18 protein-coding genes are annotated in these 21,118 nt (G+C 42.3%); 4 read left to right on the top strand and 14 right to left on the bottom strand.

Annotated elements, in window-relative coordinates; all coding sequences use genetic code 11:
* Positions 1-18: 18 nt before the first annotated feature.
* Together AC1DSB_RS03315 and AC1DSB_RS03310 are read right to left on the bottom strand one after the other, a co-directional pair.
* Complete coding sequence (locus AC1DSB_RS03315) at positions 19-1,044, bottom strand: cytochrome d ubiquinol oxidase subunit II (protein ID WP_477531599.1); 1,026 nt, start codon at positions 1,042-1,044, stop codon at positions 19-21.
* Positions 1,041-2,387 carry a cytochrome ubiquinol oxidase subunit I gene (locus AC1DSB_RS03310; RefSeq protein ID WP_477531600.1) on the bottom strand — a complete coding sequence of 449 codons (1,347 nt, stop codon included), beginning with the start codon at positions 2,385-2,387 and terminating at the stop codon, positions 1,041-1,043. The genes AC1DSB_RS03315 and AC1DSB_RS03310 overlap by 4 nt, the downstream gene beginning before the upstream one ends.
* A 289-nt stretch (positions 2,388-2,676) precedes the next feature.
* On the opposite strand from AC1DSB_RS03310, the gene AC1DSB_RS03305 reads away from it, so the two are divergent.
* Positions 2,677-3,138 carry an NUDIX hydrolase gene (locus tag AC1DSB_RS03305; protein WP_477531601.1) on the top strand — a complete coding sequence of 154 codons (462 nt, stop codon included), beginning with the start codon at positions 2,677-2,679 and terminating at the stop codon, positions 3,136-3,138.
* Between the two features lie 115 nt (positions 3,139-3,253).
* Here the strand turns inward: AC1DSB_RS03305 and AC1DSB_RS03300 are convergent, their stop codons facing one another.
* Both AC1DSB_RS03300 and AC1DSB_RS03295 read right to left on the bottom strand, forming a co-directional pair.
* A complete protein-coding gene (locus tag AC1DSB_RS03300) occupies positions 3,254-4,165 on the bottom strand; it encodes a diacylglycerol kinase (protein ID WP_477531602.1) in 912 nt (303 codons plus the stop codon).
* Positions 4,166-4,331: 166 nt separating this feature from the next.
* Positions 4,332-4,901, bottom strand: coding sequence for a thioredoxin family protein (locus AC1DSB_RS03295; protein WP_477585748.1), 570 nt, complete (start codon positions 4,899-4,901; stop codon positions 4,332-4,334).
* Positions 4,902-5,031: 130 nt separating this feature from the next.
* Here AC1DSB_RS03295 and AC1DSB_RS03290 point away from each other — a divergent pair, with 130 nt between their 5' ends.
* Positions 5,032-6,360: a TrkH family potassium uptake protein gene (locus tag AC1DSB_RS03290; RefSeq protein ID WP_016429406.1), complete on the top strand. Its 1,329-nt coding sequence runs from the start codon at positions 5,032-5,034 to the stop codon at positions 6,358-6,360.
* 89 nt (positions 6,361-6,449) lie between these two features.
* Positions 6,450-6,860, top strand: coding sequence for a hypothetical protein (locus AC1DSB_RS03285; protein ID WP_477531604.1), 411 nt, complete (start codon positions 6,450-6,452; stop codon positions 6,858-6,860).
* A gap of 253 nt (positions 6,861-7,113) precedes the next feature.
* On the opposite strand, the gene gatB is transcribed toward AC1DSB_RS03285, so the two are convergent.
* The 10 genes from gatB to AC1DSB_RS03235 form a co-directional block, all read right to left on the bottom strand.
* Positions 7,114-8,544, bottom strand: coding sequence for an Asp-tRNA(Asn)/Glu-tRNA(Gln) amidotransferase subunit GatB (gatB, locus tag AC1DSB_RS03280; protein WP_016429409.1), 1,431 nt, complete (start codon positions 8,542-8,544; stop codon positions 7,114-7,116).
* Positions 8,541-10,010, bottom strand: coding sequence for an Asp-tRNA(Asn)/Glu-tRNA(Gln) amidotransferase subunit GatA (gatA, locus tag AC1DSB_RS03275; protein ID WP_016429410.1), 1,470 nt, complete (start codon positions 10,008-10,010; stop codon positions 8,541-8,543). The genes gatB and gatA overlap by 4 nt, the downstream gene beginning before the upstream one ends.
* Positions 10,011-10,034: 24 nt before the next feature.
* The gene (gene gatC / locus AC1DSB_RS03270) at positions 10,035-10,325 is read right to left on the bottom strand and encodes an Asp-tRNA(Asn)/Glu-tRNA(Gln) amidotransferase subunit GatC (protein ID WP_016429411.1); all 291 of its coding nucleotides are present in this window, start codon (positions 10,323-10,325) and stop codon (positions 10,035-10,037) included.
* 206 nt (positions 10,326-10,531) lie between these two features.
* Positions 10,532-11,674 (bottom strand): CamS family sex pheromone protein, encoded by a 1,143-nt coding sequence (locus AC1DSB_RS03265; RefSeq protein ID WP_477531605.1) that lies wholly within the window; start codon positions 11,672-11,674, stop codon positions 10,532-10,534.
* A gap of 16 nt (positions 11,675-11,690) precedes the next feature.
* Positions 11,691-13,697, bottom strand: coding sequence for an NAD-dependent DNA ligase LigA (gene ligA, locus AC1DSB_RS03260; RefSeq protein ID WP_477585746.1), 2,007 nt, complete (start codon positions 13,695-13,697; stop codon positions 11,691-11,693).
* 524 nt (positions 13,698-14,221) lie between these two features.
* The gene (gene pcrA, locus AC1DSB_RS03255; RefSeq protein WP_477531608.1) at positions 14,222-16,453 is read right to left on the bottom strand and encodes a DNA helicase PcrA; all 2,232 of its coding nucleotides are present in this window, start codon (positions 16,451-16,453) and stop codon (positions 14,222-14,224) included.
* A gap of 57 nt (positions 16,454-16,510) precedes the next feature.
* Entirely contained in the window at positions 16,511-17,203 is a 693-nt protein-coding gene (gene pcrB, locus AC1DSB_RS03250) for a heptaprenylglyceryl phosphate synthase (RefSeq protein ID WP_477531609.1), read from the bottom strand.
* 231 nt (positions 17,204-17,434) lie between these two features.
* Positions 17,435-17,770, bottom strand: coding sequence for a YerC/YecD family TrpR-related protein (locus tag AC1DSB_RS03245; RefSeq protein WP_016429416.1), 336 nt, complete (start codon positions 17,768-17,770; stop codon positions 17,435-17,437).
* A gap of 27 nt (positions 17,771-17,797) precedes the next feature.
* Positions 17,798-18,844, bottom strand: a complete 1,047-nt coding sequence (locus tag AC1DSB_RS03240; RefSeq protein WP_477531610.1) for a DUF3048 domain-containing protein — start codon at positions 18,842-18,844, stop codon at positions 17,798-17,800.
* A 13-nt stretch (positions 18,845-18,857) separates the two neighbouring features.
* On the bottom strand, positions 18,858-20,591 hold the full coding sequence (locus AC1DSB_RS03235; protein ID WP_477531611.1) for an adenine deaminase C-terminal domain-containing protein: 1,734 nt from the start codon (positions 20,589-20,591) through the stop codon (positions 18,858-18,860).
* A 115-nt stretch (positions 20,592-20,706) separates the two neighbouring features.
* On the opposite strand from AC1DSB_RS03235, the gene AC1DSB_RS03230 reads away from it, so the two are divergent.
* A partial coding sequence (locus AC1DSB_RS03230; RefSeq protein ID WP_477585744.1) for a YgaP-like transmembrane domain occupies positions 20,707-21,118 on the top strand: 412 nt, incomplete at its 3' end.

Below are 21,118 nucleotides of genomic sequence, written 5' to 3'. Positions count from 1 at the left end.
TCATATGATTGGCCTCCTTTAGGCGTGGTTATCTTTATTCCCACGAACGTAGTCTTTATTGAACAGGAACAACTTCAGCAATAAATACAAGGATGGAAGCAATAATCCAAGTCCCGCAATGAAAGCAACAATCAAGGCGATTGCCATCGCTTCGTTCGTGAAACTATCGTAAATCGTCAAATAAGGATATAACAGGTACGGATAATGTGAAATCCCGTAGCCGAAGAATGCCAAGGCAAACTGCCCTGTCAACAAACCGAACGCCAAGCCATAATTTTTACGTTTCCAAATCAGCCATACCGTTCCGACAAACATCAGGAATGAAATACCAAACACCCACCATAAATCAAGAATGCGCGCATAGTGTTCCGGATTATGTCCGCGAAGCTCGAAGATGATTCCGCCTGCTGTGATCATCGTTGGCAATGCCCAAATGAGCGAATACTTACGAAGCAATTCAGTTGCCGATCGGTCACCTGCTTTATTGGCATACCAAGTCAGGAAGACAGCCGAAATATAAAGCAGTGCCGCGATGCTTAATACAACTATGCTCCAGGTCAACGGACTCGTAAAGAGCTTCCAGTAATCCAGGACTGGATGGTCATTTACCATTGAGATGAATCCGCCTTCGGAAATCGTCAAAACGATTGAAAGTGATGCCGGGATAAACAAACCGGATAACCCGTACATGAAGGTATATCCTTTATGCCCATATGAACCATACATCGCAAATGCGTAATAGGATCCGCGGATTGCAAGCAGGATGATCGCGATGCTTGCAGGAACCAATAGCGTCGTCCCATAGTAGAATGCAGTTTTAGGGAAGAAACCGATAATCCCGACGAAGAAGAAAACGAGAAATACATTTGTTACTTCCCATACAGGTGAGAGGTAGCGCTCAATAATGTTCGTCAGGATATGGTCACGCCTAGTCAGTGTGTTATATGCATTGAAGAAACCTGCACCAAAGTCGATGGATCCGATTATCAAGTAGCCAAACAGGAAAATCCATAAGACAGAAAGTCCGACTATTTCGAGCGTCATACGAAGTCACCGCCTTTTTCTTTGCGTCTATCCTCAATTTCTTGCTCCACTGGATTCTTCTTGAACATGCGTCTGAGAATGACGACACTACCTACTCCAAGAATCAGATATAGACCGGCAAATAGCACCAGAATTAAATCCACTTGGCCACTGGTCGTAGCCGCATCCTCCACTCGCATGATGTTTCGCAAAATCCAAGGCTGACGGCCTACTTCTGCGAGCCACCAACCGAATTCAATTGCCAGCACTGCTAACGGTCCGCTCGCAACAAGCAGCCATCTGAACCATTTCGTCTGTACAATCGACCACTTTCTCCATACCGCGAATACATAGACAGCAGAAAGGAAAGCTAGCCACATGCCGATTGTCACCATCATGTCAAATAAGTAATGAATGTATAGTGGTGGTTCTTCATCATCAGGCACTTGGTCAAGTCCCTTAACTTCAGAGAATGGGTCGCCATGGGCAAGAATACTCAGCGCATATGGAATTTTGATGGCATACTTAACTTCCCCATCGTCCAGAACGCCGTACATTACTAACGAAGCATTTTCTTCCGTCTCAAAATGCCATTCCGCAGCAGCGAGTTTTTCAGGCTGGTACTCCGCCAAATATTTCCCGGAGAAGTCCCCGATAATTGCCGTTGCAATAGAGAAGATAAGGCCGAGCTTCATTGTTAAAAACAAGGCTTTTTTATGGTACACATGATTGGAGCCTCTCAATAATCGGTAAGCAGCAATCGAAGCAAGCACAAATGCCGCCGTCATGTAGGCTGTCACAACAACATGCGCCACTTTAGTAGGCATTGCAGGGTTGAACATGGCCAGCAGAGGATTGATGTTAATCAATTCCCCATCTACCAAATCAAATCCTTGAGGAGCATTCATGAATGCATTCACAATCGTAATAAATACCGCTGAGAATGATGCCCCGACTGCAACCGGAATCAGTAATAATAAATGTTTCTTTTGATTTTCAAATCGATCCCATGTATATAAATAAATCCCTAAAAATATGGCTTCAAAGAAAAACGCGAACGTTTCCATGAATAATGGCAAAGCTATCACGTTCCCTGCAAGTTCCATAAAGTTCGGCCAGAGTAATGAAAGTTGGAGACCAATGGCCGTCCCTGTAACTACGCCCACTGCAACTGTGATGACGAAACCACGTGCCCACCGTCTTGCGAGAAGAATGTAATGTTCATCATTTTTCTTGATTCCCACCCACTGGGCGATCATAATCATGAGCGGAATACCTACCCCAATGGTGGCATAGATAATATGAAACGATAGCGTAAGTTCAGTTAATATCCTACTAAAAAATACTGCTTCTTCATTCCCCACTTAAAACCCCTCCTATTAACTTCAGAAAATCCTACCTATTATCGACAACATCATAATGGTTGCCACAATAAACGCAAGCCACATTAACTTTTTCTCTTGTTTTTTATACATGTCGTCACCTTCCTTAATTCCTATCATACCCCAATTAGAGTCATTCAAAATCTCGGGATGTATCGATTTTGTCACGTCCCTGTGAAGGAAATGTGAAAACTATCACATATTGATATTGCGAAAGTTCTGAGCATTTTGTATTCTAAGTAAATCATACTTAATTTTCGAGGTGAATGCGATGAAAACGAAGCGTAAAGTGTTGGCGTACATAACAAAAGGCCAGGCACCMAATTTGGAATTACTTGTTTTCGAGCACAAACAACATCCGGAAGCAGGCTTGCAAGTTCCAGCCGGCACAATCGAAGAAGACGAGCAACTAATTGATGCATTGTACCGGGAAATTAATGAAGAAACAGGTATCACGCGTGACAAACTGTCTTTCATTGGAAAAATCCACAAGTATAACTATTATCCGAATGGAAAAGGCACAGTTCATGAACGTAATTTTTTCCATCTGGATTATGCGGGCGACCAACAAAATTGGGAGCACCTTGTGGTTTGCGATGGATTAGATAACGGCCTCACATTCCAGTTCCGTTGGGAGCCACTCGGAACGTTGCCAAAACTTGCAGGTGCACAGGATGTTGCAGTTGAGATGCTAAGTCTGAGAAGAAAGAGACATGAGGAATCGACCGATTGAGTAAAAGGCGAGAAAATCCATTCATTGATGATTGGTGGAAAACCTGTCTTTACAAGTTACTATAAAAAGAACAAAGAGCATTTCCTGGTCTTCCAGGAAATGCTCTACAAATTAATTATGGACGGTCTTGTTCACGAATGTCGTTGATCGGAACAAACACTTCAATATGACGATATAAATTTTCAAATACCGCTGGTGCATTCCCACCGTATTCACCGTCTAAATTTAGTTGGACATGATCGTCTGCTGATACAGTGATATGTTTGGCTTTTTTATAAACAACATGAGGATCTTCCAAATGCTCACCACGTATTGCAAGGGTTGCCAATCGAATAAACTCGGCAATGTTACACTTTCTCAAAATGAGTAATGTAAACAGGCCATCATTGACGCTCGAGTCGGGAGCAAGTCTTTCAAATCCACCTACTGAATTTGTCAGGCCCACAAGAAACATCATCGCTTCGTCATCAAACACTTCCCCATCGTATTCTATCCTTACTTGGGAAGCGCGAATAGACGGCAGCATTTCAATTCCTTTTAAATAATATGCGAGTTGACCAAGTACAGTTTTCAACTTACTCGGTACGTCATACGTTAACTCAGTTATTTTCCCGCCGCCCGCGATATTAATAAAATAGCGATCATTGACAACGCCAACATCAACGGGAATTGTATCGTTCGCCAAAATAATGTTCACTGCCTTATCAATATCTCGAGGAATTCGAAGTGCGCGCGCAAAGTCATTAGTCGTTCCCATTGGGATTAGGCCGACTTTCGGGCGCTTTTCAAATTGACTGATTCCGGCCACTACTTCATTTAACGTGCCGTCCCCACCAGCTGCAATCACCAGGTCAAATCCTCGCTCCACTGCATAATTAGCGGCTCCAACAGCGTCACCTTCACACGTCGTTGCGTGACATGACGTTTCGTAACCAGCCTTCTCTAATTTTTCTAAAACCTCAGGCAAGTGTTTTTTGAATAACTCACGGCCAGATGTTGGATTGTAAATAATGCGTGCACGTTTCATACACATTTCCTTCTTCCTGCTTTACATTTTATTCTATTTGCTAGGACTCCTGAGCGATCTGAAAAGTTCCCTGTCAACAGTTCAGCAGGAATAGTCCACGAAAAGAAGCCGGACATATGCCTCGGCTTGATTTCTTTATTATATACGAATGCACCCAGTAGAACAATTATGACTGTTTTTGCAGTGCTCCTGTAAATTCCTTACGGATGTCCTCGTAAACCCACAACCAGTATTCAGGTGTAGATTTGTACTGAGCTGTGATTTTCTCAATAAAATCCTTTTGCTTGTCTTTGAACGTTGGGTCATCTGATGCGGGCATTTCTTTACGAAGTTCCATCACATATTCTTGAAGTTTCGGTGCACGAGGACCCCATTTCGCAATGACTTTTCCATCTTGATTCAACAATAAGTAAATTGGGATTGATCGGCCACCGTTTGTTAAATAACGGTCCATTAAGTCCAAAGTTTGATCTCGGTAAACTACTCGGACCTCTATATCTGCCRCTTCAGCAACACGACGCAAAATCGGATTATTCATCATAGCATCCCCGCACCAATCTTCAGTAATAGCTAAAATGCGTGGCGATTTATCTTTTAATAAGGAAATGAATTCATCGTCTTGAGGGACATGGAATTGTTCATAAATATGAAAGCTGTTGTCTTTATGGGTCTCCATTTTCTCCATATATTCATTCAAAGAAATGGCTTCATCAAAGTATTGTTGTTCTGTTTTCATGAGTGTATCTCCTCCTCTCCCTTCAGTTTACGTATTTTCATCTGATCAATCAAATTTTTAGTTGACAGTCTATTTAAAGAAGCATAAAGTTAGTTAATATTTTCATACTCACCAATTAGGAAGTGCGATTATGCGTCCAAGGAATAAGAAAAAATTTTTATTGCCTCCTCCCCTGTTAATTGCGGGAAGTTTCTTGTTTTTAATTCTGCTAGGTACGCTTTGTTTAAAGCTTCCTTTTGCCACGAACACACCTATTTCGTGGACGGATGCTTTGTTTGTTGCGACGTCAGCGACAACCGTAACGGGACTCAGCGTTTTTGACCCTGCCTCCACTTTGACTTGGTTTGGTGAAGGAGTACTTATGTTCCTCATCCAATGCGGGGGAATCGGCTTGATGACATTTGCCGTAGCATTACTCATTGTACTTGGAAAGAAAATCGGCCTTCAAAACCGCATCTATTTGCAAGAGTCTTTCAATCAACAATCTGTCGGGGGTATCGTCAAACTAGTAAAGCTGATTTTGACATTCGTTTTAACGGTTCAGTCCATTGCGATGGTCATCATGACCCTCCATTGGACTCCCAAATTCGGTTTTTCAGAAGCACTTTACTTAAGTGTATTCCATGTTATTTCCGCTTTTAATAATGCTGGGTTCGCATTGTTTCCGGATAACCTGATCGGGTTCTCGGGAGATCCCATCGTGAATTTAGTGTTATCAGCCTTATTTATAATAGGTGGACTTGGTTTTACTGTCATTGTTGACATTCATCAGAAAAAATCATTCAGAGAATGGTCTCTTCACACGAAAATGATGATTATCGGTACAATCAGCATTAACGTGTTAGCGTCCGTCACGTTTTTCCTGTTAGAATACGGAAACCCTGCCTCTTTAGGTAACATGACTTTTTACGAAAAAATTATGACATCCTATTTCCAAGGCGTTACTCCTCGTACGGCAGGATTCAATACCGTGAATTATGGTGACTTGGAAGATCCTACGATTTTGCTAACCATGATTCTCATGTTTATTGGTGCAGGGAGTGCATCAACGGCATCAGGCATCAAACTAACTACTTTTATGGTTGTTATTCTTGCTACAGTTGCGTTCTTCCGCCAACGCGGCGAACCAGAATTGTTCGGTCGCTCCATACGTATCGATACAGTAATTCGTTCATTGGCAATTACAACAATCAGTACATTGTTCGTGATGGCCTTTATCTTCCTGTTAACCGTATCAGAAAAAATCCCATTTCTTCCGCTCGCATTTGAAGTCGTTTCAGCCTTTGGAACAGTCGGATTATCGATGGGAATTACTGGGCAACTGAGCGACTTAGGCGAAGTATTATTATGTGTGGTCATGTTTGTTGGTCGAATCGGCTCACTCACATTGTTCTTCTTATTAATGAAGCCGAAAAAAGTCAATTATCGTTATCCGTATGATCAAGTATTTACTGGATGATTATCGAAAGCCTTCCACGAAAACGGAAGGCTTTTACTATCCATTTATGGGTAAACTTAAATCAAAAAGCTGAAAATGAGGTGAATCTATTGTTTTTAATTGCATTGCTAAAACCATTAAAAACTTATGAAGACTATGTCTATAAAGCCAATGCCTATTCTCATATATTCCAGAAAGAAAAAGCAATTGCAACGATGGAACAAGCAGCCATACACCCACAATTTTCGATCGAAGAAAGATCAAGCGGCTACATTTATTTAGGGATTCGCTATTCTAAAATGTTGAACTACCGAAAAGCATCCGATTGTTATCATAAAGGATTTGAGCTGATGATTGACGAGCCTTTTTCATATCGTAGTCCCTTTAAACAAGCCATTGAGGCTTTCATCAAAAATGGCGATGACGTGAGAGCGAAGTTTTGGCTAAATAATCTCCTCGAACGTCAAAGTTATGATAAGAATTTCAGGAAGCTTGCTGCTCTTGAGAAGAAATTATATTGAGATGGTTTTATTCGTGTATCTCAACTAACTTAACTTAATGCTTAGACAGCGGTGAACGATGAAAAAGGATTTGTCGATCAAACTGGAGATTTATCAATCAAACTGGCTACATTGTCAATCAAACTAAGGATTTATCAATCAAACGAAGCACTTTATCAATCAAACAGATTTCAAAAGCAAGTTTACTTGGTGAGATTCCATATTCATAATCCATAAAAAAAGCRACTCCACGTTGATGGAGTCGCTTTTGTATTTATCGTTTTGAAATTTCTTCTTGAAGGATTTTATTAACCAACGGTGGGTTAGCTTGTCCTTTTGTTGCTTTCATAATTTGACCAACCAAGAAGCCAATCGCACGGTCTTTCCCGTTTTTGAAGTCTTCGATTGATTGTGCATTCGCGTCCAATGTTTGTGTGACGATGTCACGAAGCGCACCTTCGTCAGAAATTTGAACTAAGCCTTTTTCTTTCACGACTTGTTCAGCAGTTCCGCCATTGTCAGCAAGTTCTTTGAATACTTTTTTCGCGATTTTCGAAGAGATCGTGCCATCGCTGATTAGTTTGATCATGCCAGCCAAACCTTCAGGCGTTAGCTTTGTATCATGTAATTCTTTTTGGTCGACGTTCAAGTAAGCTGATACTTCACCCATCATCCAGTTAGATGCAAGCTTCGTATCCGCACCAAGAGCAATCGTTGCTTCAAAGAAATCGGACATTTCTTTCGTTAACGTCAAGACCATTGCATCGTATGATGGCAAGCCCAACTCTTCAACATAACGTTGTTTACGAGCGTCAGGAAGTTCAGGAATATCCGCACGTACACGGTCCATCCATTCTTGGTCAATGACTAAATCGACTAAGTCCGGTTCCGGGAAGTAACGATAATCGTCCGCTCCTTCTTTAACACGCATTAACAATGTTTTGCCTGTCGATTCGTCAAAACGACGAGTTTCTTGCAGGATTTCTCCACCTGAAAGCAACACTTCTGCCTGACGAATTTCTTCATGCTCAAGGCCGCGACGCACATAGTTGAATGAGTTCAAGTTTTTCAATTCAGCTTTTGTCCCGAATTGCTCTTGACCGTAAGGACGAAGTGAAATGTTGGCATCACAACGTAGTGAGCCTTCTTCCATCTTACAATCCGATACGCCTGTGTACTGGATGATTGATTTCACTTTTTCCAAGTACGCATAAGCTTCTGCAGGTGTGCGGATATCTGGCTCTGAAACGATTTCGATTAATGGTGTACCTTGACGGTTGTAATCAACCAATGAGTACCCTTTATCGGTATGTGACAGTTTCCCAGCATCTTCTTCTAAGTGCAAGCGAGTAATCCCGATACGTTTTTTGTAGCCATCCACTTCAATTTCAACCCAGCCGTGTTCACCGATTGGTTGGTCGAATTGAGAGATTTGGTACGCTTTCGGATTATCCGGATAGAAGTAGTTCTTGCGATCGAATTTCGTATGTGTTGAGATTTCACAGTTCAGTGCCATCGCTGCTTTCATGCCGAAATCAATTGCACGTTTATTAACAACAGGTAAAACTCCTGGGTATCCAAGGTCGATTACATGTGTATTTGTATTCGGTTCTGCGCCAAAGTGGGCAGGTGAAGGTGAAAACATTTTCGAATCTGTTTTCAGCTCTACGTGAATTTCTAAACCAATGACTGTTTCAAAGTTCATGATTTTGCTCCCTCCCAAAGTTGAGGAGTTTCTTTATGGAAGCTTGTCGCCTGCTCGTAAGCATGAGCTACACGATAAATCGTTGCTTCATCAAAGTGTTTCCCGATAATTTGCAAGCCCAGTGGCATTCCTTCAGAGTATCCACATGGTACCGAGATTCCTGGGACACCAGCCAAGTTTACAGGGATGGTTAAAATATCATTTGCATACATCGTCAATGGATCATCGTTTTTCTCGCCCACTTTAAATGCAGGTGTTGGCGTCGTTGGTCCAATGATGACGTCGTATTTTTCAAATACTTGATCGAAATCTTGTTTGATCAATGTACGCACTTGTTGTGCTTTTTTGTAGTATGCATCGTAAGAACCTGCGCTTAATGCAAATGTTCCTAACATGATGCGGCGTTTTACTTCGTCTCCGAAACCTTGCGCACGTGTTTCTTTGTATAAGTCCATTAATGATTCCACGTTTTCTGCACGGAAACCATAACGGATCCCATCAAAACGAGCTAAGTTTGAAGATGCTTCTGAAGAAGCCAGTAAATAGTAAGTTGCTAAGCCGTATTTTGAGTGAGGTAAAGATACTTCTTCCCAAGTTGCGCCAAGTGATTCCAATACTTTCAATGCATCAAGTACCGATTGTTTGGCAGCTTCCCCAACACCATCTCCTAAATACTCTTTAGGAACACCGATGCGAAGGCCTTTAACGTCACCAGTCAATGATTCAACAAAGCTTGGTACATCAACATTTGCAGAAGTTGTATCGTTTTCGTCCACACCTGAAATCGCTTCAAGCAATAACGCATTGTCTCTTACATTGCGTGTAATCGGTCCGATTTGGTCTAAAGAAGATGCGAAAGCAACCAACCCAAAACGAGATACACGGCCATATGTTGGTTTCATCCCAACTACACCACAGAATGATGCTGGTTGACGGATTGAACCACCTGTATCAGACCCTAATGAAAATGGTACTTCACCCGCTGCAACTGATGCTGCAGATCCACCTGAAGAACCTCCAGGAACACGGTCAAGATCCCAAGGGTTACGAGTGATTTTGTACGCTGAGTTTTCTGTTGAAGAACCCATTGCGAATTCGTCCATGTTCAGTTTACCGATAGTGATCATGCCCGCTTCACGCAGTTTACGAACGACTGTCGCATCGTAAATCGGGTTGAAACCTTGAAGGATTTTAGAAGAACATGTTGTTTCGATGCCTTCTGTTACGATGTTGTCTTTTACACCAATCGGCATACCGAATAACGGTCCGCGTTTTGATGCAGGCACTTCGTCCATTTCTTTTGCTTGAGCCATTGCTTGTTCTTTATTAAGTGCTAAAAATGCTTTTACGTCACCGTCTAAAGTTTCGATACGTGTATAGGCTTCAGCTGTCAAATCTGCAATTGATAGTTCTTTGTTATGTATCATTTCTTGCAGGTCGGTTGCTGAGTAGTTGAATAATGTCATGGATAGTCCCTCCTTACGTCAAAATCAGTCTAAAATTGATGGTACTTTTACTTGGCCCGCTTCTTGCTCACGAACATTTTTCATCATTTTCTCACGGTCAAGTCCAGGGACTGCCTTGTCTTCACGCAATACGTTCACTAACGGTAAGACATGTGTAGTTGGTACAACATTTGTTGTATCCAGTTCATTTAACTGCTCAGCAAAATTGGTTATTGCCGCAAGTTGGCCTGCAAACATTTCAGCTTCTTCATCTGTAATGGCAAGACGTGCTAAATGTGCTACGTGCTTTACTTCTTCTTTTGATATATTCGCCATTTTTTACACCTCCGAATTCACAATCATACCGAGTATCATATCATTTTTCACTTTAAAAGAATAGAGACAGCATCAAGCTGTCCCTAGGTATTACAATGGTTTTGCTAAATTGAATCTATTCCCATTTGATGATTTCCAGCGACAAGCAAACTCGTACTTCTGTTTCATGTCCTCAGAGTCGAGCTAAATTGGCGCTTTTCGCATTTCTAGTCATAAATATGGACGTAAGGCTCTTTCTCGTCAGCTTCTTTAATGACCAGTGCTTCTGGTCCGTTAATCGATGTGACGCTGACTTCTACATGCATGGAAGCTGGGAAATGTTCCATCACCAGTCCCGTCATGTATTGCGTAAAGCCAATGATTTCAGCCGTACCATAAAACTGTATCGGAATATCAATGGTCATTTTCTTAATATGATCGTCCTGGTAGAACCCAGTACCAACGATACTTGTGAAATTCGAGAAATACTCTTCCACATCTTGTTTGAATTTATTGAACGATTGTCCCACTTCACGGTACTTTTCTTCGGAAACAGGTTGTGGGAACAGAACGAATTCTTCATTAATGTCTGTCCAATCAGAAACTGATGCTTTTCCTTCACCAACTTGCCCGCTTGCAAAATATGTACCCGGTACTATGGAATTGCGGCTTTCTTGTCGGAACAAGCCAACCGTAATTGGCACTTTCTCAAGTCCTTTCATTGTACGCATGCGTTTAACGATTTCATTGGCCATCTTTTTACCTTGTTCAACAATGACTGCTTGGGGAATTGGTTCTTCATACGTCGCACCAAAGTCTTCCTTTTGGTAGTAATAGGTAGAATTCATGGCAAGACCAATGGAAACACCACCAAGTTTCACTTCGTTTTTATCTGATTTTACTAAATAGTTTTGCTCAACTATATGTGCTAAATATATAGGTGCTTTTTTGGCTAACTCAGCTGTCATGTTTCCTTCTTTAGGACGACTTGGATTTAACCCGTCTTTCGTTTGCGAACTTCGGGCTAACCACGAACTTAGTACTTCCGCATCAAGCATTTGACCTTCTTGGAAAAAGTAGTCGTCTGGTGAAAACGTACGTTGCGACAAACGCAATAACCCGCTTTCTACTTCTTTCACATCGTACTTGGAATAAATATTTGAGACGACTAATCCTCGACTCATACTTTCTTGATATGGCAAGAGGGTACGATAATACTGGTCCGAAATTTGCATGCTCGGAATGATCGTTGCCTCTTCTTTACTTTTTTCAGTTTCAGTGTTGACTTTTGTATCTTTACTTAGGCTCGGGATACACCCTGCAAGTAAGGTTAAAGATATTATAGCTGGAATCCAGCGTATTCGTTTCATTATAGGAAGGACTCCTTCACCCATTTAATTCTTCAATCAGACGGTTTTCATCCCATACCGGAATGCCCAACGTACGGGCTTTGTCGAGTTTAGAACCGGCATCTTCACCTGCAATGACGATGTCTGTTTTTTTACTCACACTCCCAGAGACGGTACCGCCTACTTGTTCTATTTTCTCTTTTGCTTCTTGTCGTGTCAATTGTTCCATTTTCCCAGTTAACACAACTGTTTTACCTGTCAATACGTGATCCAAGTTTGAAAGATCCACTTTTTTACCAGTATAGGATAAGTTCACTCCTAGTTTTTCAAGTCGTGCGATTAATTCCTGCACTTCTTCGTTGTCAAAGTAACTTACAACGGAGCCCGCCATTTTATCGCCAATTTCATGAACTGACGTCAGTTGTTCTGGAGTTGCTTGCGCAAGTGACTTCATATCTCCGAACTCTTCTGATAGAATTTTGGCGGCCTTCTCACCAACATGTCGAATTCCTAATCCAAATAATACGCGCTCCATTGAATTTTGCTTGGATGATTCAATGGCAATAACCAGATTCGTTGCCGACTTCTCACCCATTCGATCCAACTGGATCAATTGATCTTTCGTAAGCGTAAACAAGTCCGAAACATCGTGGATGAGTCCTTCACGGAACAATTGCTCCACCACTTTTTCACCGAGTCCATCAATATTCATTGCGTTTCGCGACACAAAATGAATGAGTCCTTCGGTAATTTGAGCAGGGCATTGAGGATTGACACAACGTAGTGCCACTTCACCTTCAATACGAACGAGTTCACTCTCACAAACTGGACAATGTGTAGGCATGTTAAATGCCGGCAACTCCTCTTTACGAGCCTCAAGAACCACTGCCACCACTTCTGGAATGATGTCGCCTGCTTTGCGGATAATGACGGTATCCCCAATACGAATGTCTTTTTCACGAATCAAATCTTCGTTATGTAAAGACGCTCGTCCGACGGTCGTTCCTGCCACTTGTACAGGTTCAAGTATTGCTGTCGGTGTTAAGGCACCTGTACGTCCGACGGTCAATTCAATGTCGAGCAGAGTGGTTACAACTTCTTCAGCCGGGAACTTATACGCTGTCGCCCAACGTGGACTCTTAGCCGTGAAGCCTAAATCCTGTTGGTGAACATAGCGATTCACTTTTATGACGATGCCGTCAATTTCATAAGGTAGATTTGGACGTTCTGCTGTCCACTTTTCAATATACGATACGACTTCGTCGATTGACTGACAGGTTTGTCGTTCCCTATTTGTTTGAAAACCAAGTTCGTCCAAATAATCGAGCGCTTGTGCATGGCTATCCAGCTGATATGCTTCCCCGTCCCCACCGATGCCATAAACGAAAATGGCCAGGTTACGACTTGCGGCAATTTTCGGATCAAGCTGACGCAATGAGCCCGCTGCTGCATTTCTCGGGTTTGCGAACTTTTCTTCTTCATTTGCCACACGTGTTTCATTCAATGCGGTAAACGATCTTTTAGGCATGTAGGCTTCGCCTCGAACTTCGATAGTGAGCGGTTTTTTCAAGCGTAACGGAATGGAACGGATGGTTTTTAAATTCTCCGTAATATCTTCCCCTATGCGACCATCACCACGTGTTGCGYCGCGGAAAAAAACGCCATTTTCATAGCTGAGTGAAATGGCTAAGCCGTCTATTTTCAATTCACATACATATGAAAACTCGTCCCCTATGCTTGCACGGATGCGTCGGTCGAAATCTTCCAAATCCTCCCGTCCAAAAGCATTCGATAAACTGAGCATCGGATATGTGTGTGATACTTTCTTGAATCCTTCAAGAACCACTCCACCAACACGTTGAGTTGGCGAATCCGGATAAATCAGGTCAGGAAATTCACTTTCAATGGCAATGAGTTCCTGCAAATATTGGTCATAAACCGCATCAGGCACGACTGGCTGATCCAGCACATAATAGGCATAGCCTGTATCGTGCAAAAGCTGATTGAGTTCTTTCACACGTTCTTCCAATTGTACTTTATCCATAGAGTCGTTCCTCCGCTCGATCTGTTATAACTATTTAAAAAGGAGCATCAAAAGAGCCAGTCTTGGAACTCAGGTTAAGAACGCCACATCCTGCTCCTGCGATTACTCGTCGCAAAATAATTCCTGCTCCTGCGATTACTCGTCGCAAAATTCCTTTTGTGACAACACATGAGTAACCAACTTCGTGTTAGCCCGAGGCGACGCAGCCTTTGAGTACCGCACTTGCACAGAATGTGCTGGCTTCTGCAATGCTTACAGGATGTAAGTATTGCAGAAGTTCCTCTTGTATTTAATACGTGAGGAACGGAAAAGCAAGCCAACGGTTTTTGGTACCCAGCCTAAGTGCCACGTCCTGCTCCTGCGATTACTCGTCGCAAAATTCCTGCTCCTGCGATTACTCGTCGCAAAATTCCTGCTCCTGCGGTTACTCGTCGCAAAATTCCTTTTGTGGCAACGGCTGCATAACCTGCTTCGTGGAGGCCACGACGTGCTATTTTGAGCGGACTTTTTAAATTATCTATAATTTATACTTTTTCAACTGGTGCAAACTTCGCAAGTAATCGCTTGATGCCGGTTGGGCTTGGGAAAGCGATATCGATTTCCGTATTCTCGCCTTCACCGCGTACACTGACAACTGTTCCTTCGCCCCATTTTTTATGAACGGCTTTGTCGCCCGTATTCCATCCAAGCTTGTCCCCGCCTGAAGCTTTATATGCAGGACGTTCAACTGCTGGACGCGTAGTGTTCGCAACCGAACGACGGGTAGTTTGACTTCTGCCTGTACCTGCAGATTGTTTCAACGTCACATGCTCTAGAATATCTTCTGAGATCTCCGCAATGAATCGGGAAGGATTGTTGTAGCCGCTTCGGCCGAACAATGTTCGCGATTGTGCACAAGTTAAATACAGACGCTCTTCAGCACGTGTAATCCCTACGTATGCTAAGCGGCGTTCTTCTTCCATTTCGTCATTGTCACCGATCGAACGTGAATGAGGGAAGACGTTTTCTTCCATCCCAATGATGAATACGACCGGGAACTCCAGTCCTTTTGCTGCGTGCATCGTCATTAGTACGACTTTTCCTTTAGATACATCTTCATCGTTATCCAACTTATCCAAATCGGAAATCAGCGCCAAATCAGTAAGGAAAGATACAAGGGTTTTATCTTCACTGCGTTCTTCAAACGCTTTCGTTACGGATAAAAACTCTTCAATATTCTCAAGACGGCTTTCTGATTCGATCGTCTTTTCATTTCGCAGCATATTACGGTAGCCGGTTTTATCCAATACTTGCTCCACGAGTTCAGTGACAGATAAGAATTCCTGCATTTGAGTGAATCCATCCATCATCTGGTGGAATTTAGCCGCTTCGTTTGCTGCGCGTGCTGGCAATCCCATAAAGTCCACTTCGCGAAGTGCATCAAAAATGGAACGGTCCTGTTCAAGTGCATACATTGCCATTCGTTCGAAAGACGTCGCACCAATGTTGCGTTTTGGTTCATTGATGATACGCGCCAATGCCAAATCATCTTCGTTGTTGGCAATCAAACGTAAGTATGACAGCAAGTCTTTAATCTCTTTGCGATCATAGAACTTCGTGCCGCCAACGATTGTGTAGGTAATATTCGATTTGACCAAAACTTCCTCCATCACACGAGATTGGGCATTTGTGCGATACAGAATGGCGAAATCATCAAGGGTACGATTGCCCTTTTCCATCAATTCCTGAATTGTTTTGACGACAAACTGTGCTTCCTGCTGTTCGTCATAAGCTTTGTAAACATTGATTGCTTCACCTGAACCGTTGTCCGTACGCAGTTCTTTTGGATAGCGACCTGTATTGTTTTGTATGACGTCATTTGCGGCTTTCAGGATGCGTTTAGTCGAGCGATAATTTTGCTCCAGCATAATGGCCTGGGCATTTGGATAATCTTTTTCAAAAGACATGATGTTTTGAATATCTGCTCCACGCCAGCGATAAATCGATTGATCCGAGTCGCCTACTACGCACAAGTTATTGAATTTCTTTGCCAACATCTGTACAAGTTCGTATTGGGCTTTGTTCGTATCTTGATATTCATCAACATGAATATAATGAAATTTGTTTTGATAAAACTCCAACACATCCGGTACACGTTTGAACAGAGTTAACGTTGTCATAATCAGATCATCAAAATCGAGGGATTGATTTTTGCGAAGACGTTTGTCATACGCTGTGTAGACTTCCGACGCTGTCTTCTCGAACGGATTGAACTGATTCATTTGGCTCGCAAATGTTTCGGCATCAATGCACTCGTTTTTTGCTGAGCTGATAGCGTTTAACATGGAACGGGGATCATATTTTTTAGGGTCGATGTTCTGGTCTTTCAAAATACGTTTAATGACTGTCAATTGTTCAGTGGTATCCAAAATGGAGAAGCTTTTTGAGTAACCGATTCGATCGATATCGCGACGTAAAATACGTACACACATCGAGTGGAATGTAGAAACCCACATACGCTCTCCTGCTCCATTGCCAAGTAGGCCATCGATACGCTCACGCATTTCTCTTGCTGCTTTATTCGTAAATGTAATCGCCAAAATTTTCGATGGGTAGACTTCTTTTTCCACGACTAAATAAGCGATTCTGTGAGTTAACACACGTGTTTTCCCAGATCCCGCTCCTGCCATAATCAGTAAGGGACCTTCCGTTGCTTTTACTGCTTTTTCTTGTTCGGGATTCATCCCGTTTAATAAATTCTTTACGATTAATTCCATTATGCACCGTCCTTCACGAACATTTGTTCTTCAATTATAAACTGCTTATGTTAATTGTCAAAGTGTCACTGCATGAACAGCTTTCACTGTTTCGAGCGCTTCGTTCAAATTGTCATAAAGATGATTGCCCACTACAACTGTGTCCGCAATCATTGCCATTTCAGTCGCTAGTCTTGCCGATGTAATGCCACCGCCGTAAAAGAGACGCGTGTTTTTCAAAACGTTTTTTGCAGCTTTCACCATCTTGGGGTCTCCATAAACACCGCTATATTCTAAGTAGAATATCGGAAACTTGAAAAAGTGTTCAGCCAGCCTTGCGTGGGCAATCACTTCTTCCTCTGATAAAGAAGTGTGAGCTTCAGTCGCGCGTGCCGCCTTACAATCCGCATTCAAAATACAGTAACCTTCCGGAACAAGTTCATTCCAGTCCATATAATCCCCGAATTCCTTGATGGCTTCGATATGCAAATCCTTCACCCATGCGGTATTTGTACTATTTAACACGGAAGGAATGAAATAGAAATCGAATCCTGGCGTCACGGAGTCTATCGTCGAAATCTCCAGTGCAACCGGTACATTATATTGTCTAACTCTAATTAGTAAGTCCAAAACCAAATCAAGGGTAACTCCATCTGTACCACCGACTAGAATGGCGTCCGTTCCAGATTCACACACCTGCTTTAGCGCTTCTTCGGATATTTCCTTCGCAGGATCTAATTTAAAAATGTGACGCCACTCCTGATACATCATCGGTTCCCACCTATCTATGTTCATATTCATCTATCTAGTATAACAAAAAAACCCTCCTATCCGAAGAGTGAGAGCGGGCAAATATTTGGTATCATTCGTTTAATCGACATCAATTTGCTTTTTATCGGCATGAAACTCTTATTAATCCGCATCGTTCTCGTATTATTCGGATTTACCCATTTTTACCCAACAATAAAGGACCACTCGGATGTGAGTGGTCCCTGTGATGGTTTATTCGTTGGAATTTCCGTACTTAGGAAATTGAAAAGGTTTTTCGTCAGGGTATAGCCTGCCTAGCATTTCATCATATGTATCGTTCCCGTAATCGAAACAACGACGCACGCGAGAAATGGTAGCCGTGCTGGCTCCAGTCTCATTTTTAATCGTTTCATATGTTTTCTTCAGTCGTAATAAATGAGCCACTTCAAAGCGTTGAGATAACGATTGAATTTCACTTATAGTGCATAAATCATCAAAAAATCGATAGCATTCTTCAATGTCTTTTAATTCTAAGACCGCTTTAAATAACTGATCCGTTTGATGACCGCGTATTTTATCTACTTGCATGGTTGTTACCTCCTTTTCGAAGCATTTTTAGGGCGTAAATGTAACCATTTGGTCAATACCGGGGTTTGTTTTCACTAAATGAATCCAGCTTTTTCCTGGAACGAGTTTAGCGGGTTCACCATTTTCCATTGGCACTAGCACACCATCTATTTGTTGCCATTCGATTTCTTTCATCATACCTGCTTGGAATAAGTAGCCTTTGCCACCCGATTTTAAATCGAGTTGTTGTCTTCCTGCGCCATCAATTGTTTGATGATCCACTTCAAAAAACATTACATTGGCTAAGCTGATCTCTTCGTCAGTCTCTCTATCTATCGTGACAATCCCTCCAGAAGAACGAGAGTATTGTTGAGTAAGTGTATCATATGAATACACATGGTGGAAGTCTTCACTCCCGCCATAGCGGACATCAATCATTGATGCAGGAGTACCCAAAGGAACATCTTCGACTGAATCATAGAATGCCAGGTTCGGAATTTTTTCGATTTCTTGTCGGGCACCAACTTTGTCCATTCCTTCGATGACATGTTCACCTGTAATGTACGAATTGTGAGGTGCTACACGATCTTTGGAACGTAAAAATAGGGAACCGTCATATTGCATGCCATTGATGTTTTCCACATCTCCTGTAGTTAACATCAGTCGCGCTTCCGGGCTATAGCCGTGTGCCACGTAAAAGGCATCGAGACCGGATGCAATTTCAATAAAGTAATCACGTGCACTTCGGACCGGTCCAATTTCATTAGGCAATTCGCTTTGATACAATGCAAGCAAACGTGTCACGTTTCCTTCTGCCACCATTTCATAAACAATATCTGCACTTGCAAGTCCCGATTGTGGTCTTGCTTTCGGGTGATTATTGATTGTGACCAGCACAGGACGTTTCGTGAATTCTTCTTCGGAACGTTCACCCGAATAAGGTGCAGCAAAAGGTAAGGTTATCACTTCTTCGTCTTCATTATCATCTGTCGTTTCATCCTCGTTTGGATTTTCTGCGTCGACTGTATTTTCTTTATCTTTAGAACAACCCGCAATAATAAGCAACAAAACCATCATAAACAGCCATTTCTTCATTTCTCCGAACCCCCTAAGATCTCATGAATGAAGGGAACAACACTGATTTTTTCATGACATCATATATGCCGCGTTGTGTAATACGGACATATGGTAAATGAGTCGATTGCAAAAATAGCAATGTGTAAATCGCATCACCATGTGTATACCCTCGTTCGTTCAATGCTTTCTTCAAAAACAATTCCCGCTCAATCAAATCTTCCACTTTTTCATTTGATAGTCCTCCACCTATTGCCAGTGGAATGTGTGCAATGACTTCACCATGTTCAACGAGCACGATGCCGCCTTTCATCCGCTTCATTTCATTGAAAGCTACTAACATATCTTTATGGTTTTTACCTATTAGAATAATATCTCCTGTATTCGAGTAAGACGAAGCAAAGCCCTGCACAGAAGTCGCAAAACCTTTAATCATCGTGTTGACACGCCACTTACCATCGCGGTCAATTAACATCAGATAGCTCTCATCATGATCAGAACTTAAGCTCGACTCACCAGTGTGAATCGATACACTATATGGCTTCGTGATCACATCATTAACCATTTCAATTCCAAAAGGCATCGAGAACTGAAAGTCCCCATCATGCAAATCAAACGGCAATTCCAAATCACCTAATACGGACCAATCGATTGTCGGCAGCTGTTGCACTTGCTTGCCGTCTCTCTTCAGCCATACGCCTTTAGACAGCACGCTTACAGGGACAGGATTTCGCTCGTTTTCCAAGAAGTTTAAAGAAGCTAATCTTCCTGTGGCAATAAATCCATGCAGACTGGTCATGTTGTAATAACGGGCTACATTATAGGATGCCATTTGATAGGCATCAATCGGTTTCACTCCTGCATTCAGTGCGACTTGAATGCATTTATCCATGACACCATCGATGTGGAAAGAAGGTGTAGAGCCGTCCGTTGTCATCATCAAATGATCAAAAACATCCAGTCCTTTTTCGACGATTCCTTTTAATAAATGAGGTAAATCAGGACGAATCGACGAATGTCTTAACGTCACGGCATAACCGTGCAACAACCGTCTTTCCACTTCTTCAACTGTCATGGCTTCGTGGTCACCGTCGCTACCTAGCAATTTCATGCGCGCCAATGTTTTGTCAGAAGCACCAGGTAAATGGGCTTCTACTTTTTTGCCTTTTGTTTTAGCCGATTGTAACCAGTACAGCATTTGGTCATCACCTGCTAGCAACCTTGGCCATGCTGTCAATTCTCCGCCCATCAATACTTCCGGACGATCCAACCATTCACCGATGGATTTCGTCGTAAATAGTTCATCTTCATTTTCAAGCTCAGTTTGTGAATCAAATCGGGCCCACCAATAAAATGAAAACGGCAGTTCATTCAATTGATCCAATAGTGTAAACGCTTTCTTGTTTTTCAACAAAAGAAAGAGTATAAGATTGTCTGATAGAAACGTAGTTGTACCTAATTGTGCTGCATAATCAGCAAATGATTGGGGATGATAAAGTTGAAATGGATGAACATGAGGTTCGATATAGCCCGGCACAATCACCTGTCCAGTTGCATCAATTATTTCTGCGTCAGTTGTTTGAACAGGCATATCAGGACCTGCATACACAATGCGGTCTTTTGCAATCCAAATGTTGCCTTCAACCCATTTTTTCAGCACGCTATGTAAGTATGTCGCATTCACAATAATTTTATCGGGACTCGTTTTTCCATCAATCATGCTTAATTGGTGGCGGATCTCCCCTATTTTCCACAACGGGTGTTGCATGGTATCCACTCTCCTTTCAAGACGGGTATCATTTTTTTATACTAGCATACCGACTTTGGAAAATACAGACGGTAAGACCACTTTTTTGAAAATTCAGATAGGAGGAAACACGAAAATGTCACAAACGCAAAACCTTAGCACACGTAACGCACTGACCAGACTTTCACTCGGACTTAGTATGCTCGCTTATGGTACCGCTAAACTCGCCCGCAATCCCAAATGCAACAAAGGTCGCATGATGGTTGCATTCGGTGCTATGAAAGCTGCAGAAGGAACGGTCAAGTTCTGTCCAATGAAAGCCATGATTGAAAAACAAAGCATGATGGGACAAACCGGAAATACCCCAGAAATCGGAAAATTGATGAAGGATTTCGCTAGTCAAGGTATGTCGGGTCAATCGGGTTCTGGTTCAAATTCTGCTGCCGGTTCTGCAACAGGTTCTGGGACTGGTGCTACTACTGGTGCTGCCGTTGGAAACATGGTGAAGGACCCCGCTAGTCAAGCTATGTCGGGACAAACAACATCTG

The organism is Paenisporosarcina sp. P4_E4_2, assembly GCF_056401595.1.
The sequence above is the reverse complement of the archived record's forward strand: the minus strand, read 5'-3'. Positions and strand labels throughout refer to the sequence as shown.

Coding starts and splice junctions, on each gene's coding strand:
- AC1DSB_RS03315 (WP_477531599.1), bottom strand. CDS start 1,044: ATGACGCTCGAAATAGTCGGACTTTCTGTCTTATGGATTTTCCTGTTT.
- AC1DSB_RS03300 (WP_477531602.1), bottom strand. CDS start 4,165: ATGAAACGTGCACGCATTATTTACAATCCAACATCTGGCCGTGAGTTA.
- AC1DSB_RS03290 (WP_016429406.1), top strand. CDS start 5,032: ATGCGTCCAAGGAATAAGAAAAAATTTTTATTGCCTCCTCCCCTGTTA.
- gatB (WP_016429409.1), bottom strand. CDS start 8,544: ATGAACTTTGAAACAGTCATTGGTTTAGAAATTCACGTAGAGCTGAAA.
- gatA (WP_016429410.1), bottom strand. CDS start 10,010: ATGACATTATTCAACTACTCAGCAACCGACCTGCAAGAAATGATACAT.
- gatC (WP_016429411.1), bottom strand. CDS start 10,325: ATGGCGAATATATCAAAAGAAGAAGTAAAGCACGTAGCACATTTAGCA.
- AC1DSB_RS03265 (WP_477531605.1), bottom strand. CDS start 11,674: ATGAAACGAATACGCTGGATTCCAGCTATAATATCTTTAACCTTACTT.
- pcrA (WP_477531608.1), bottom strand. CDS start 16,453: ATGGAATTAATCGTAAAGAATTTATTAAACGGGATGAATCCCGAACAA.
- pcrB (WP_477531609.1), bottom strand. CDS start 17,203: ATGATGTATCAGGAGTGGCGTCACATTTTTAAATTAGATCCTGCGAAG.
- AC1DSB_RS03245 (WP_016429416.1), bottom strand. CDS start 17,770: ATGCAAGTAGATAAAATACGCGGTCATCAAACGGATCAGTTATTTAAA.
- AC1DSB_RS03240 (WP_477531610.1), bottom strand. CDS start 18,844: ATGAAGAAATGGCTGTTTATGATGGTTTTGTTGCTTATTATTGCGGGT.
- AC1DSB_RS03235 (WP_477531611.1), bottom strand. CDS start 20,591: ATGCAACACCCGTTGTGGAAAATAGGGGAGATCCGCCACCAATTAAGC.